Below are 15,802 nucleotides of genomic sequence, written 5' to 3'. Positions count from 1 at the left end.
GATCTCCAGATCAATCCTGTGCTTCATGGTAGCGCGTCATGAATTTTTCGAGCCAGGCAGAGGGATCCCCTCCATAGGTCTCGCGCAACTGTTCCGCCAAACGCACCGTATTGGCCCGCCCGGACAGCACAGCAACGTATTCGGGCATGTCGCGAAGATCAAATTCGCAAACGACACTTCCGCTCTCGCGCTTAAGCAGGAACTTGCGACTGCCGACTGCCATGTCCTCGCGGATAGCTTGAAATTCTCGCTCTGTGCACTTCAACCCGTCTATATAGGCGGACCGGTCGGCCGTGGGTGATGGATAGAAGATCTTTGTCATGCACTGTGCGACGAGGCTGGCGCCCAACGGGGAATCAAGCACGTGCTCAGGTTGCTGTGTCGCGAGAATTAGCATTCCGTTATTCTTACGAACAGTCAGCAGGAACTTGTCGACGACTGCTGCGAATTTCGAGTTCAGCAGGTAGGCGCGAAACTCGTCGCAGCTCATAACGAACCGCCGGCCATCAACCATGGCGCCTATTCGATGCAAAAGGTATGCCGCGGCTGGCGCGCATACCTCCTCATATTCAAGGAGGTGAGTCATATCGAAGCCCGTAATCGAAGGATCTAGCTTCACTTCATCAGACTCGCCGTCAAACGCCCAGCCAAGCGCATTCCCCCGGCACCACCGCTGCAATCTGGCTCCTGCACCTTCAGACGGCCCGTGCAACAAGAATTCTCGTAGGCCCACAAGCGACCGCATGTTCGGCTCAAACGATAACTGCCGTTGGATACCGCGCTCTAACCGGCGATTTTCTTCCGGTGAAATTCCGCCCCTGCCGTCGCTCTCAATCAGCGCCACGATCCACTCGCGGAGGAAATCGCGCGCCGATGCTGTATTCTCCAGGCCGCGCAAAGGTGCAAGGCCGCTTGGCACACCTCTAGGCAGCGTGAGATAAGTCCCTCCGGTAGCGCGCACCAGCAGTTCACCGCCACGATCCTTATCGAAGAAGACGAGCGTGCCACTGCGATTGGCTATGCTCTGCTCGAGCATCGCCAGGATAAAGGTCATAAGTGTCGTTTTTCCTCGACCGATAGGCCCGAATATTGCCGTCATGCCAACGTCGTTCTCATGCGGAATATAGTCGAAGGGAGTCCCGCCGTTCGTCCGGAAGCGTGCAACGGCACCACCCCAATGGCCTGAAGTCCTCCCGCCTGGGAAATTTTCGAAGGAGACCAGTCCTGCGAAGTTGCGCGAGGTGATAGCCCCAGGACGCGTACGCCATCTGCTGTTTCCTGGAAGCTGAGACCAGTACGCAGCCTCTATTCCAATGCTCTCCTGGACAATAACCGCTCCTACATCCGCCAGGCTTGTTCGGGCGCTCGCCCCATGGTCAGCAAGAGTATGGAGATGGTCGGCATAGACGCAAAGACTGAGATGATGCGAACCCATCACGAATTCGCTACTTGCCAATGAGTCCTCTGCTTGCGCGAGTTCGCCAATCTGGGTGACTGCTTTGTCACCGGAGCTGGTCATTTGGTTTGACTTAAGACTGAGCTTGGCGTGAGCCTGCGCGCGAGTGAGAAAAGAGAAACTCTGGCTCAAAACCAGCGGAAAATTTGAGGACAGTAGCGTGTTGAGCATACCAGGCCGCGTCTTCGCGGGATATTCACGGAATGAGAAAATTGATCCGACGTAGTGATCTTTCGGCGTTCGAATCTCTAAGGCACGTTTGCCGCAAATGACTCGATCAGTATAGATGGAGGCGCCAAGCGAACCGCTAACGACGGGGACCGCTGAAAAGCGACAAGTCATTATCAGCCGGAGGGCCTCACCAATCTCCGTGAAAAGCACCTCGTTTTTTTCTCGGATACCAAGGCGGCGGAGACCATAGGCATCAAGCGCGCCAGCGACAACATTCCAAAGGTCCTCCAGATGCCGGATCTGATGTGCAAGATCGCCAGCGTTCTTCCCATACAGCCTGGTGAACCTACTTCCCACTTTGCCGAGAGCAGTGCGAGGATATACCATGAGTGTGAGAAAGTAGTCGTTCCGAAAAAGCTTGCCGGCGAGAACACGTTGCTCGAACGTTTCGCTTAGGTTCGAAGCGAAGCCGCTTCGAAAATGCCTTGGGGGCGGTGCCTGCACATCGTTATGACGGACAAGATGGGCATACACCGAGACGTTGTCGTCGGCGATATTGCGAAAGAGCGTGTTGAAGGCACGGCAGCGCGCATTTCGGACTTCAACCTCCTCCAGTTCGAAGGGCACACCACTGATATGTGCCATGGTCAAGATGGAGCCGTCCTCCAAAAGGACGACATGGTCGCTGAGGTGTCCAATGTAAGGCAGGTAGATTTCACCAGATCGCTCGGTCGCTCCATTTGTTCCGAACATCACGCCATTCCTCTTCCTCGCGGCGGCACTCTGATTGGGTTGGGACTGACACTCGCCCCGCCCCACGTATGGCTGTCAACACTTCTCCCCGCCGTCTGGAGAAACAGAAAGACCACACTTGCGGCGTTGTAGTCGCGCTCTACGACGAGCCGGGCTCCAAGCCACAGCGGCAAGAGAACGATTTCGTAGAGCGGATTCTGGACAATAACGATAAGAAAGCCAGCCAACATCATGAACAATCCAGCCAGCGTAAGCGGCACGCCAAAGAACAATGCAGGTCTCGTCGCCGCTAAATAGAGTGTGGCTTCTTCGAGACGGTCCTTCATCCGCCGCCCCCGGTGAGCGTTTGGCCGAGAAAGCTGGCTCCAAACATAATAACGATCCCGCCGACGACGCCAGCTACGAGACCAAGAGAAGCTCGACCGAACATCCATGATATGCCGATGGCTACGATGCCAAGAACTGCGAGCGATTGACCAAACGGACCAAGAATAAAGGTGCAGATATTGTTGACCATGGTGGCGGGATCGGTTCCGCCCGCCGCTTGTGCAGCGGCTGGCTCAGAGAAAAGCAAACTCCAGCCGATCGCGCCGCTGAGGCTCGGCAGGTAAGTAACCGCCAGGCGCACAACCAACTCCCTGAGGCAACGCAACGTCGAACGCACGCGGTATTTTTCAAAGCATGCCATGAGGGTACATCTCCATTACTCAATTCAAAAAACTTGATCGTCTTCCGGAGTTCTGTGTTCATTCGGCTCCTGCGGCTCTGGCGAACCAGATGAACCGCCTGCCCCACCTGCTGAGCGGGTGTTGTCGTAAGAACGCCAGACATTCCACGGTTCTTCTGGGCTCTGCTCATCATGATCTTGATTTTTCGCCGACTGAGCCAGTGGAGGCACGAGTTGCTGAGCCGCCAACTCGACCCTTCGCACATATCCGTTCGTGAAGCCGCGCTTGAGATTGCCGGTATTGTACGCCGAGATTGCTCGCCGAAGCGCGAGCTGTTCTTCTTGCGCCGTGTTCCCGCCCGTAAAGTGCCGTACAAGCAGTCGCGCCGCGGCTGATAGAGACGCACAGGGCTCAAATGCATTGCTAGACGTCAAACCCAGCATCGCGAAATTGCTCGAGTTCACCTGCATAAGGCCGACATCGATTGAATGCCCTGCTACGAGACGATCTTCCACACTTCGCCTGGCATCCGCCTGATCAGTCCAGTGAAGAGTTTCATCGGTAGTATTGTCATGAAGCACGAGTGGATCGGATCGGCTTTCGACTTTGGCAATCGCTGCAAGCGTAGATGGAGCAACCGAAGGGGCGCATTCGCGAGCAAGCTGACTGAAATCGGCCGGAGAGAGCGGCGCGGCCTCGCTTGGCTGGACCATTAGAAAAATGATCCCGAAAGATCCTGCCGCCTTCAGCATTCTATATCTCCTACGTCTCGCACTGATCTTCGCTGCAGTCTCAAGATGACGTGACCGCTAACGATCGCGACTATGGGAAGGATCTGTTACTCTTGGGTTTTAATGTTTTCGTTATTGATTTCATTTGAAGCAAATGACGTCGTTGATGGATGCTTGTTTGGTTGGCCGAGCTGAGTACGAGCCAATTTCACCTAAAAGAGACGGTCGGGCGGATTGTTTGCGTGGGGCAGGTATTGCTGTCGAATCGTGCCTTCTTTGGTTCCGCTGCGGAGAAGCACATTTCTCTTTGTTTTGAGTTTTAACCGACGTTGACCGAGAAACGTCACAAATCTCGCGGGGCTGTCACGGCGGTGCAGTCAAAACAGATCATATAAATGCGCATACGGGATCATTCGAGTAATCACGACCAGCAGATTGATCGAGTCGGCCTATTCAACAATGCTGTCCCCTGAGTGTCTCAGCAACGCCATTGGAGGCATCTCGCTGCCGTAGCGCAGGAGATCTCGGGTCATCCGGAATCCCACCCAGTTCGTGCGTCATTGAAAGCTTTATTGCGTTGCATCTCTACCCGAATTATGCCGACCCCATCCTTAATCTGTCCATTTATTCCGTTCTGATATTCGCGCGAACCACATAGGCGAGAGCCTTGGATGACACCGGTTTTTGCAAAAAGTGGTTAGATGCCTCGCCGTCCGCCGAAATTGAAACGTTTTTTTGATGCTGCCCGATCATGATGATCGGCACTTTTTCTAGTGTCGCGACCCAGGAGCCTACACGTTCTCCATCGAGAAACGATGAATGATCAATCAGAACAATATCTGCCTCTTTGCCTGCCAAAACCCAGTCAGTCAGCCCTTTGAACGTGTTAAAGCCGACTGGCTCATAACCGAGCGCCGCGATCGTTTCCTCATACCTTTCAAGCGTCACCGGATCGGGTTCAACCACAGCGACAATCTCTCCGCTACCGAGCGGTATTTTTTCAGGTCCAAAAAAACTCTCTGAATTCACTGGCTTCTTCGCCGAAGTTGGCAGATAAATGTCGAAGCGCGTACCTCTGCCAACAGTTGAGATCACATCGACAAAACCCGCCATTGCGCTGACGTGGCCGTGCACGGTGGAGAGCCCCAGCCCAGTGCCGCCGCATTGCGCGCGCGTGGTAAAAAAAGGCTCAAAAATATGTGGCAATGCGGCTTCGCCTATGCCTCCACCGTTATCCTCAACTGAAAGAAGGATGTAATCGCCAGCGGGTATCGTGCCGTTCGCAAGTACCTTATGCTTCCATACAAACGATCTATAGACGCTGACCTCGATACGCCCGGAGCCTATACAAGCCTCTGCGGCGTTCTTACACAGGTTCATCAGTATCTGCTCAATTTCGAGCGGATTTCCTTCGACAATCATCTGAGCGCTTTGAATATTGAAATCGACCTCCACCTCTGAAGGCAGCGCAACACGTAACGAAGGTGCAATCTCCCTCACCAACGCCGACAGGTTGAACGGCCTTGCTGTCCGTTCACGTCGCCGGCTAAGCGCAAGAATCTGATCAATAATCAGTCTCGCTCGATTGCTTTCAGCATTGATGCGATCGATGTAGTGTCGAGCGTAAGTGCGGCGGTGTAGAATGTTTTGTGCCATTTCGGCGTAGCCGAGAATTACCCCAAGAATGTTGTTGAATTCGTGCGCTATGCCTCCTGCAAGTGTCCCAACGGCTTCAAGCCGTTCCGCATGTTTCAAACGACGCTCAAGAATGTCTCGCTGGGTTTGCTTGCACCGAATGACCACATAATGGCTGACACAGCCAGCGGCAAGTTCCATAAGTTGAACTTCACTTGACGCTGGCTGCACGGGGTCTCGATCGAACCTAAGGCCGAAAACAGCAACTAGTCGATCGGACACCTTGAACGCAACCAACGCCCACCGGCCAGGGGCGTCTTCATTAAAGCAACTTGCCTTTCGGGCAGGATAGTCTCGAAAGATCGATCCGTGCTCGTCGGCCTGGACCAGAGAAACAATTTTCCGGATCCGCCGCTCGTTCCAGCTCGGCGGAGGCGCGCTTGCGGAAAACGTCTCGGCAATTTCGTTTTCAGTAACGTTCACTAACCCTAGCACACACTGGTTAGCTTCAAAAAAATTCTCAATAGTTCCCAGTGCGGCTTCCGCTGAGGATTTCAGTGACTGCTTTGTTTCTGTAGAATCTTCGAAGCAAACCCCAATTTTCTTGATAACTTCTTCAAAATCCAGGCGTCTCGCCAACCTGTCGGTTCGTCGACGCAATTTGTGAACCAGAATTACTATCCCAAAGCAGAAGAATACTGAAACAGCACCGAGAAATGTTCGTACCCGTTGCTCAACCACTCTGGCCAAGCTGTCAGCTTCCAGGTATGCCCGCTGCAACTTCTTCGTATTCTCGAACGTTCCAGAGGCCTGAACCAGCTTTACAGTTTCATTCAACCTCGGCAGTACGCCTAGGATAACCCTTCCATTACGGACGACCTCCTGAATAGCGACCTTATCCGCGTTCGTCGACATCTGAAGCTGGTCTAGACTTTGAGTGATCTGTAGTGCGAGCTCGGTGTTTGGTCGAAACGAAAACTGCAGCATTAAATAGCCCAGCTCAGGCACCTTCGCTGCGTTCAAATCTCGGCTATCCGAGGTTCTCAGAAGCGAGCTTATTGACTGATTAAAGGTCGCCAATGAATCCTCGAACACCACATTTTGCGCCCCGAACGATGCAACCGCCGCGTCGGTCGTGTTTATCGAGGACTTCAGTCGCGCAAGCAGTTCGGAGAGTTCCCCTACATCTTCAAGACGCGCCTTCTTAAAAAGCTGCTGTAGATTTGCGATGCTCGAGCGCACTCGCCCCAGAGGAACGATAAGAGGACGGTAATTCCGAAGAAGGCCGGCGTGAGCACGCAACACGTTCCGCTGGAGCAGCGCACAATCGACGTCGATTGACTGCAACTCAGTTAGAATCGCTTCACTGCTTTTTTCATTTTTCCAGGGTCCAATGGCCAGAACCGCAAAAGATATAGCCGCAACTACCAATGCTAAAACGTACCAGGAATTGATAGCGAGCAGAACCTTCCGGGAAGGTAACAAACGATCCCAAGTCATTTAGTTACCTCTCTTTGCAACAGCCGACCCGATTATGCGGATGTCGAGGGATTAGCGTCACCCGATGATCTCACCCCGGAATTACTTATCATTCTTACATCCGTGATACGAATTGCCGCACGGAAGAAAATTCCAGCCAAACAAGCAGAAACCAAGCTGTCCATGCGAGACTATAGGCGGCGGCGCTTAGATGCTGTCTTCCTCACCTCCACGACGATCGGCGCCACGAGGCCCCGGTTTCAATTCTCCCCCCTGATGCAAACTCTCATTTCCGCAATTCGACGCACCCCTCCATGACCATGTAACGTCGGCCACGCCCCTTCGATAGAGAGAGCGGGAGCATGTCTGAGTATTGTTGCAAGTCCCTCCTGCAACTCTAAACGAGCCAGCGCTTCGCCAAGACATCGATGTGCACCCGCACCAAAAACCATATGCCAGCGCATCTGCTTGCGGTGGATATCAAAAAGTTCAGGGTGTAGGTAGTGTTTCTCGTCTCGTAGCGCAGACATCGTGCAAAGCGCGAGAAGACTACCTTTTGGTAGCAGGAACCCATTAAGGTCAATATCTGCGAGTGCGATCCTTGGGTAAGATCCGACTGGTGGCTCGAAACGCAATCCCTCCTCGACGGCAGCGGGCACAAGAGTCTCATCCTTCAATAGGGCTTCCCATGCCTGTCGGTGTCGCAAAAGCAAGCCGATCAATGCAGTAATGCCGGTTTTGGTTGTGTCACTTCCAGCCAAGATAATCAGCATCAGTTGCACGACCCCTTCATCGGATGAGAGATCTTCTGCTTCTCGCGTGGCATTTATGAACGATGAAAGGAAATCATCGCGCGGATCGTTTCGACGATCATCAATCACCGCCTGCACATAGTTTTTAAACTCTGCTGCTGAAGCCTCCATGTCTGAAAAATCTGCGTCTCGCCATGAAGGGCTCAGGCAGCGGGAAACCCGATAGACAAGCTGTGTAAAATAAGGAACGTCGCCTGGCGGAAGACCTAGCACGCTTGCTATAGCAGCGGCTGGGAGCTTAGAAGCATATTCTTCGACGAAGTTGAAGGAACCAACCTCTTTCAAATCTTGAAAAAGGATCTCGGTCAGTTGCCTTATTTTCGGACGCAGGTTTTCAATCATGCGAAATGCGAAAGTCCGGGTAAAAGGAGAGCGACGCCTGCTGTGGGTTTTATCATTTGAGAAAAGCATGCTGAAGCGAACGAAGTCGAAAACTGCTCCTTCTTTGACGCCACGATTGAGCATCAACTCCGTCTCTATCTGACGGGTGCGCGGATCGCTGCTCAAGCCAAATACATCGTCAGCCCTCAAAACAAGATATACGCCGTCCTGCCTACGAAGGAAGGGGCGCTTTGGCCGCCACTCGGTGAAAATAGCGTGGCCACAGCGATCCAAGTCTGAGACACTAACATTGTCCGGGTCGAGGAAGGCAGCTCTGATTGATCCGGCTTCTTCCGACGCTTCTTGAGGGACTTCGACACTCATAGCAACCTCCAGATGATATAGTCTTTGGCAAAATTCGAGCAGAAGCGCTGGATGCGGCGACAGGCCTGCTCGAGAGGATCTTTAGTCGCAGAAGCCTTGGAGGCGCCGTTCATCGTCAGCGTGGAGTTGTAAAGCTTGGGCTCGTCTTCGACGGGCGTGATGAACTTGAAGTCGCCATAGGTTAGTGCTCGTACATGTCGTCGGTCAGAATCCAAACATGCCGGATGCCTGACGAGCACTTGGGTCAGTGCCTTCATCTCGTCATGAGCATAGGCGGCACCCGTCGTGTTGGAAGGCAAGTGAAAGATGAACCACTTGGTCTTCGGCGTGATCGCCTTTTCGAGATCGGCGGCTTGGATCTTGAAGTTGTTCTCGTGCGTGACCGAAACGAAAGCCAGCGTACCGGCGCAAAGCGTCACCATCTTCGGATAGGAAACCCAGTAAGACGCCGAGATGGCGACTTCCTCGCCGAGGTTCGGCGTCGCCATGAAGGCGTCGAACAGGAAGTGGTTGCCGCCGGTGACAACAATCACCTGCCTCCAGGAATATTCGAAGCCGTGCTCGCGCTTGAACTTGGCGGCGATCGCCTTGCGCAGCCCAGGACTGCTGGAAACCGGTGTATACTTCGTCTCGCCGAGGTTGATCGCGTCGATGGCTGCCTTTTTGATGTTGTCGGCTGTATCTAAATCTGGCCCGCCGATCTTAAGGCGGACGAAGTCCCTATGCTCAACTTTAAGCTCACGAAATCTCTGCGACATGACGTTGGTGGCAGAAGGCTTTACGCTGGAGAGAGCATCGGCTCGTACGAACATGGCGGTCAATCCAAGCATTTCAAAAGGAAGCCTTCAGCCGTCTTCTATCTTAAACGTACTGCGGACTTCAATTGACTGGTGGTCGCTTGTTACAAACGAAACCAAATTTCGCTCCCTCGGCAAAATGCATGATCTTTGTCGATCGAAGGCGTATTGGCTGGCGGGTCGAGCGTGCTGCTTTGTCTTCGATCAAGATTGTCAAATAAGGAATATCTGGCTATTGCCGAGAATCTGCCGCTTTAGGATTCCGAAGAGCCCCCTCAAGTCAGCAATTCGGCCGACACATCTGCTACTTCTTATGCATTACAGATGAAGTTCGATTCAACTTTCCTTGTATTTTGACTTTGTGAGATAAGGCCTCAACGAACGCTCGCATCAGCGAGGAAAACAGCGCCGCGTCAATGATCGCCCGCCTCTACGAACGCCTTTTTTGCGTTAGGCGATCTAAACAATGTGGGAAAAAGAGGCTGGCTCTAAGGAGCCTGTTGCAACTTCATGTCCGAAGAGAGCCATCTGAACGAACGCCACATGACGCCGCGAAAGCGGTTCTGTCTTGCGCTGGGTTCTGTCGGTGTCGTCTACGGCGATATCGGCACCAGCCCGCTCTATGCCTTTCGCGAAGCGCTGAAGCCGGTGGTCCATGACGGCGCCACCCGTTTCGAGATCATCAGCCTGATCTCGCTGATGATTTGGGCGCTGACGATCATCGTCACCATCAAATATGTGCTCTTCCTGCTGCGCGCGGACAACGACGGCGAGGGCGGCACGCTGTCGCTACTTGCCCTGCTGATGAAGACCGCCAACGGCCATACCGCCATCCTGATGCTGCTCGGCCTGATCGGTGCCTCCCTCTTCCTCGGGGATGCGATGATCACCCCGGCTCTATCCGTGTTGTCGGCCGTCGAGGGTCTGAAGCTCGTCGCACCCCGCCTCGCGGGCTATATCGTGCCGATCTCGGTGGTGATCCTGGCGCTGCTCTTCGTCGTGCAATCACGTGGCACCGGCGCCGTCGCGAAGTTCTTCGGCCCGATCACCGCCATCTGGTTCCTCGTCACGGCCGCTGCCGGCATTTCTCATATCTCGGACGACTACGGCATTCTGGCCGCCTTCAATCCCTATTATGCCGTCAGCTTCCTGCTGCATGAGGGCTTCGATGGCGTCGTCGTGCTCGGCGCCGTGTTCCTGACGGTGACGGGCGCGGAAGCGCTCTATGCCGATCTTGGCCATTTCGGCCGTCGTCCGATTCAGTGGGCCTGGTTCCTGCTGGTTTTCCCGTCGCTGACGCTGAATTATCTCGGGCAGGGCGCGCTCGTTCTCGGCAATCCGGGGACGATGTCCGACCCCTTCTATCTGATGTATCCGAAATGGGCGCTGCTGCCTGTCGTCATCCTGGCGACCGCCGCGACGATCATCGCCAGCCAGGCTGTCATCACCGGCGCCTTCTCGATGGTGCGCCAGGGCATCAACCTCGGCTTCCTGCCGCGCATGGAAATCCTGTTCACCTCGGAAACCAATGCCGGGCAGATCTTCGTGCCTTCGGTCAATGCCGTGCTGTTCATCGGCGTCATCTTCCTGGTTCTGAGTTTCAAGACATCGGACGCACTGGCGACCGCCTACGGCATCTCCGTCACCGGCGCCATGGTCGTCACCTCGATCATGGCCTTCGAATTCGTCCGCGCCCGCTGGAACTGGTCGCTCCCGGTTGCGGTGATCGCGCTCGTGCCACTGGTAGTGCTCGAAATGATCTTCCTCGGCGCCAACCTTTTGAAGATCCACGACGGCGGCTATATCCCGATCATGATCGCCACCGCCTTTACCGTCGTCATGTGGACCTGGCGTCGCGGCACGGCGATCCTGATGGAAAAGACCCGCCACGCCGATATTCCGCTTGCCTCCTTCCTTAGCTCGATCGAGCGCAAGGGTGAACATTCGCCGGCCCAGGTTACGGGCACCGCGATCTTCCTGACCGGCGATCCGGAGTCCGCCCCCGCCGCCTTGCTGCACAATCTCAAGCACAACCACGTGCTTCACGACCGCAACGTCATCCTGACGATCCGCACGATCAGCAAACCGCGTGTACCGAGCCACGCCCGTTACAAGATAGAACAGATTTCCGAGCGTTTCTCTCGCGTCGAACTGCTCTTCGGCTTCATGGAACCGCATAATGTGTCTCAAGCCCTGGCGACGTTGCGCAAGGCCGGATTGAAGTTCGACATCATGTCGACCTCCTTCTATCTCGGTCGCCGTAAGCTCCTGCCGGATGCCAAGTCGGGTATGCCCTACTGGCAGGACCGACTTTACATCGTACTTGCAAATGCTGCCGCAATGCCGTCAGATTATTTCAGCCTGCCAGCCAACCGCGTGGTCGAACTGGGATCGCAAGTCATTGTTTGAGATCTGCCCCAGTTATGCCGATGTGGACGCCAAGGAGAGTTGAGTATTTTTCGGCGTCCGCCCGCATGGCTTTTGAGGTGGGGCAAAGGCCAGAGGCGCGATGAGGACTTTGGAGCAGACATGCTTCGGAAGCAATTCGGCGTTCTGGCGGAGAGCCCGCGCCAAAACATTGATATAGACGGAAATTTTCATTCGTCCCCAGCCAGCCAGAGGCTTCACCTTGTTGATCACCAAAGATTTGGCAGTGGCGCCGTCCTTTGATGAGCCACCTGGCCGCGAGTTTAATCCATCGCTGGTAAGATTATCTGCCTCTGTTTCATCTGTAACAACTCACAACACAGCCGACATCAACTTGAAACAGCAGTTGGAAATTATCCATATCCGACACGCAGGTTAACAACTGACGCAGGGTCTCGACATGGTAATAAAGTTGTTATTGGTATTCGCGTTAACACTTATTCCCGGAGTAAATTCCGCATACGCAAACCAACGCGTCAACCATGTCATGTGGTCGAATAGAGGCGCAAATCGACTAGGGATTCCTCTTCGCGTGTTTAGCGCCAATCCAACCAAGAACACGGTCGCGATCTTTTACTCTGGCGATGCTGGATGGCAGAATATCGACGAAGAGATTGCTAACTATCTGCAGACGGAAGGGATTCCCGTCGTTGGCGTCAATTCACTCCGTTATTTTTGGTCCGAACGGTCTCCAAGCGGAACTGCGGCAGATCTTGGACATTTAATTGATGTCTACACCAAGCTTTTCGGCGTGCAGAATGTTTTACTTGTAGGATATTCCTTCGGCGCTGACGTCATGCCAGCAAGCTTCAATCGGCTTACCCACGAGCAAAGAATGCAGGTTAAGCAAATCTCCCTCCTGGCATTGTCACATCAGGTCGACTATGTCGTTTCACTCAGGGGCTGGCTTCAACTCGAAACCGAAGGTAAAGGCGGCAATCCTCTGAATGACCTCACATCGATTGACCCAACAATCGTCCAATGCATGTACGGGCGCGATGACCGCAATAATGCTTGCCCATCGCTCCGGCAGACCGGCGCCGAAGTTATTGGCTTTAGTGGCGGGCATCATTTTGATAATGATTTCAATGGATTGTCTAAGCGCATCGTCTCAGGCCTCGTGACACGCCTAAGACATTAATAACGTTTAGAGTGCTTAGCTTCGCCCTTATTTAATGGTTTTTCCAATTCGGCAGTATTTTGATTCACTCATGGCGGGAGAAATTGGCATGAATGATTTGTTTTGTTGACCCCTTCACACTTCAGCCAGATCCAGCTGTTTTTGCCGATTGCTCGCGGCGTCGAGCGCGTGGATGGTCTGAGGGTGAGAGGTTGCATGGGCACGTTCACATCGCCCCTCCCCCCAACAGAAATTTGAGCGGTTCCGAACGCCGCTCGATGTTCATTTGATGAAGGAGATCATCGCTCCAGGGAGCAGTCGAGGTCGCCACCGCGAAATGTGCAGAAGCGAGCTTTTCTGCTCATGGGTGTCCGCGCCGACGGAGGCAGCGCTGGTCATGCCATGGTGCGGGACCTACGCCATGAGTCCGCATCTGGCCGAGCGGTCGCGGGCATACTGGCATCGGAGAAGCCCGCGATCGATCTCGATCGTGAGATCGATGCAGTTGCAGTAGCGGCGACCATTGGACAGATCCATGCCCGTATTTCATCCCTTCGCACCACGCCCAGTGCGGAAGGTGCCGTATGGCTCGATCCGAAGGATAGCGACCTATCTGAGATGGATTGCCTTGGGCAAGACGATGGAAGAAATCGCTGACGTGGAAGGCGCCAAATACAACAGCGTCCGCGTCAAGCTTCGCGAAACCATGAAGCGCTTCGACGTCTGCCCAACGCGCATCTTACCGCGCTGGCAATCCGACGAAAACTCATTTGAGGGTTAAAGCAAATCCGGCAGTTAACGCATCAATCGTGCTGTGACGGGGCGAACCCAATACGCGTAGGTTGTCCAGTTACTTCTCGACAAGGTGCGTCCGCGGGACGTCACATAGAAGGAGGGGCCGTGGCCGCACTCGCGCGGCAGATGTTCAGAAAATGGTTTGCGTGATGGGCGTTTGCGCTCGAACGCTTTGAGGGCTGAGGATTTGGCTGCACTTTCAGCCGCAAGTTCGTCTTCATTCGGGTCTGCCGCGAGTTGCAGTTCCATCTGCTCAAGGGGCCGTAGAGTTCACGGCGAACGTTGTCGATCCCCAGCATCCCCTTAACCGCCTAACAGCACGGTTCCGATCGAAAACGAACAATTTGAGCACACTTTGGAAGGAAACGCCGCTCCGGTACTTTCAGCAAAACGTTTATATCGCATGAATTGCTCAGTGGGCTCTTAAGTCCAGTCTTAACAGCTCAAACTCACGGGATAAATGGAATGTCGCGACTACTCGCCTCGGAGAAATCCTGGAGCCCATGCCGCAAGTTCATCAATTCGATTGAACGCGTTTGCAGCAGCAGCCACTTCTGCAATGATGGTGGAATTGGCAAAAGGTGTGCTTCCGTCGCTGCGCTGCTCGTCCGAAACCTCGCGAAAACCTAGTTCACCGTAAATGCCTATCTCGACCCGCGGCTTTCTCTGCGGAACGAAGGGTGGTGCATCATGCCAGTCAGGCGGCCGGAACCGAGGGACTTTTCCTCACTGGGGCTAGCGGCTTTGATAACGAGCGATCCGGTTTGATATCCAACAGCGGTGTTTCATCCAGGCAGTCAAGGCCACGTACGGCAATCGAGTTTCCAGATACTCGTTCCACCTTCACGATCGACGTTCCGATCGGATTGGGCCTCACAGGTGATCGCAGAGAGAAAGCGCCGTGAATCTCTCCATCGTCAGCGGGACTTAGTAGGACAATATCGCGCGGTGACTCGTGCAGCCAATAAAGAACTTCAAGCTTCGCATACACCTCGACACCCTTCAGCGCCAAGGCCCAAGGTTCCGAAATCTCAAGCGTGCATAGTGGCCCCGATTCACTGCCCTGCCGAGGAGTGTCAGCTCGACTTTTCCAGGGGGTCCGGATCTTTCCAACAAAGAAAAGCGATGCGTCACCGTCTTCGGGTAGCGCGACCGCAACTTCATTTGTTCGCAATCTGGTTGAGTGCATAACAGCTCCTGCCAAGTTTAGTGAGCCAACAGATTTCGCTTCGCTCCCAAATCTTGTAAGAGGTGAGTTAACCGGTCATTTCAGGTTCGCCGTATTTCATTTCAATTGTAATATGCTTCTGCCGACGCAGGCTGCGCGGCTTTGCGGTACTCAAACCGCCCCGCTCACCAATGATGACCCCAGATAATCCCGTCTAGCGCAATCGAACGGATGCCGTGACTGCCGTTCCAAGGCGATCACTCCGTTGGCTTAAAAGATGCGCGGTACCGCCGATGAGGGGGACGTTGAACGACTGCTGGCAAATCTGACGACATCTGCTTTCAGCCCGAAGCCCCGACATGTGAAGTAATTTCAATGTAAATATAACAGCATTAGCACTGCAAGAGTTGTTCTTCTTCTCTATAGAGGTTTCAAGTCTATTAAATCCTCAATATCTTCGAGAATGTGAGTGGGATTGCTGCAGGCCAAAGCCTCTCTCTTGGCATAACCCCACGTAACTCCCGCGGAGGCAATGTTTTGACTCGTCGCTGCCTCAATATCACGAACCTCATCTCCGACAAGAAGGACTTCATTCCGGGACTTTTTGCACCGGCGAAGTATCTTATTGATCCTTTTGCCCTTCCCAAATACCGGCGAGCTACCCTCTATATAAGCAAAGTATCTCTCCAATGGCCCGAGCACGCGCTGAATATTTTCAATGCTGTTCGAACTTAAGATTGCAAGCTCCACCCCTTGATCTTGGAGGAGAAATAAGACCTTTTCTGTCCTAGGGAACATATCGAACGTTGCTTCGCGAGCCAGTTTACGCAAATCTCTCACGATCAGAGGAACGCGCCATACCGGTACTCTCAGCCATTTCAAAACCTGGCAAACTGAAAGGCCACGCAGATATTCAATCTGAGTGTCGCTGGGCGTTACAAATCGGTGTCGTTCGGACATTTCCCTCAGAGCGCTTATCATCCAGGCGCTGCTGTCGGCCAATGTACCATCAAAATCAAATATTATTAGCCTATAAGCGTCACTTTTAGCCATACATACTTTCCATATTTGTATATACGCACAAT

At 53.7% G+C, this 15,802-nt stretch carries 11 protein-coding genes and 2 pseudogenes; 3 read left to right on the top strand and 10 right to left on the bottom strand.

Annotation, left to right across the window (positions count from 1 at the left end; translation table 11 throughout):
- Positions 1–10: 10 nt before the first annotated feature.
- From virB4 to ASB66_RS23875, 7 genes are all read right to left on the bottom strand, one after another.
- Complete coding sequence (gene virB4, locus ASB66_RS23905; RefSeq protein WP_060716575.1) at positions 11–2,380, bottom strand: type IV secretion/conjugal transfer ATPase VirB4; 2,370 nt, start codon at positions 2,378–2,380, stop codon at positions 11–13.
- On the bottom strand, positions 2,380–2,706 hold the full coding sequence (locus ASB66_RS23900) for a type IV secretion system protein VirB3 (protein ID WP_060716574.1): 327 nt from the start codon (positions 2,704–2,706) through the stop codon (positions 2,380–2,382). Before ASB66_RS23900 ends, virB4 begins: the two co-directional genes overlap by 1 nt.
- Positions 2,703–3,068, bottom strand: coding sequence for a pilin major subunit VirB2 (gene virB2 / locus ASB66_RS23895; protein WP_060716573.1), 366 nt, complete (start codon positions 3,066–3,068; stop codon positions 2,703–2,705). Before virB2 ends, ASB66_RS23900 begins: the two co-directional genes overlap by 4 nt.
- A 24-nt stretch (positions 3,069–3,092) precedes the next feature.
- Positions 3,093–3,800 (bottom strand): type IV secretion system lytic transglycosylase VirB1, encoded by a 708-nt coding sequence (locus tag ASB66_RS23890; RefSeq protein WP_060716572.1) that lies wholly within the window; start codon positions 3,798–3,800, stop codon positions 3,093–3,095.
- Positions 3,801–4,403: 603 nt separating this feature from the next.
- Positions 4,404–6,914, bottom strand: coding sequence for a two-component system VirA-like sensor kinase (locus tag ASB66_RS23885; protein WP_060716571.1), 2,511 nt, complete (start codon positions 6,912–6,914; stop codon positions 4,404–4,406).
- Between the two features lie 239 nt (positions 6,915–7,153).
- The gene (locus ASB66_RS23880) at positions 7,154–8,410 is read right to left on the bottom strand and encodes a cytochrome P450 (protein WP_060716570.1); all 1,257 of its coding nucleotides are present in this window, start codon (positions 8,408–8,410) and stop codon (positions 7,154–7,156) included.
- Positions 8,407–9,222 (bottom strand): aminotransferase class I/II-fold pyridoxal phosphate-dependent enzyme, encoded by an 816-nt coding sequence (locus ASB66_RS23875; RefSeq protein WP_158544235.1) that lies wholly within the window; start codon positions 9,220–9,222, stop codon positions 8,407–8,409. Before ASB66_RS23875 ends, ASB66_RS23880 begins: the two co-directional genes overlap by 4 nt.
- A 495-nt stretch (positions 9,223–9,717) precedes the next feature.
- On the opposite strand from ASB66_RS23875, the gene ASB66_RS23870 reads away from it, so the two are divergent.
- The 3 genes and pseudogenes from ASB66_RS23870 to ASB66_RS23855 form a co-directional block, all read left to right on the top strand.
- On the top strand, positions 9,718–11,616 hold the full coding sequence (locus ASB66_RS23870; protein WP_060716569.1) for a potassium transporter Kup: 1,899 nt from the start codon (positions 9,718–9,720) through the stop codon (positions 11,614–11,616).
- Positions 11,617–12,034: 418 nt separating this feature from the next.
- Positions 12,035–12,775, top strand: coding sequence for an AcvB/VirJ family lysyl-phosphatidylglycerol hydrolase (locus ASB66_RS23860; RefSeq protein WP_081088911.1), 741 nt, complete (start codon positions 12,035–12,037; stop codon positions 12,773–12,775).
- 432 nt (positions 12,776–13,207) lie between these two features.
- Positions 13,208–13,528: pseudogene (locus tag ASB66_RS23855) on the top strand (transcriptional regulator TraR); the annotation flags it as partial.
- A 135-nt stretch (positions 13,529–13,663) separates the two neighbouring features.
- Here the strand turns inward: ASB66_RS23855 and ASB66_RS23850 are convergent.
- The 3 genes and pseudogenes from ASB66_RS23850 to ASB66_RS23840 form a co-directional block, all read right to left on the bottom strand.
- Positions 13,664–13,813 (bottom strand): annotated as a pseudogene (locus tag ASB66_RS23850) (IS66 family transposase); the annotation flags it as partial.
- Positions 13,814–14,246: 433 nt separating this feature from the next.
- Complete coding sequence (tsaA, locus tag ASB66_RS23845) at positions 14,247–14,738, bottom strand: tRNA (N6-threonylcarbamoyladenosine(37)-N6)-methyltransferase TrmO (protein ID WP_081088910.1); 492 nt, start codon at positions 14,736–14,738, stop codon at positions 14,247–14,249.
- A 399-nt stretch (positions 14,739–15,137) separates the two neighbouring features.
- Positions 15,138–15,770, bottom strand: coding sequence for an HAD family hydrolase (locus tag ASB66_RS23840; protein WP_060716566.1), 633 nt, complete (start codon positions 15,768–15,770; stop codon positions 15,138–15,140).
- Between the last annotated feature and the right edge of the window lie 32 nt (positions 15,771–15,802).

It is taken from the genome of Gillisella vitis (genome assembly GCF_001541345.2).
Classification (GTDB): domain Bacteria; phylum Pseudomonadota; class Alphaproteobacteria; order Rhizobiales; family Rhizobiaceae; genus Allorhizobium; species Allorhizobium vitis.
Note: the sequence above shows the minus strand (reverse complement) of the source record. Positions and strands in the feature narration are given on the sequence as shown.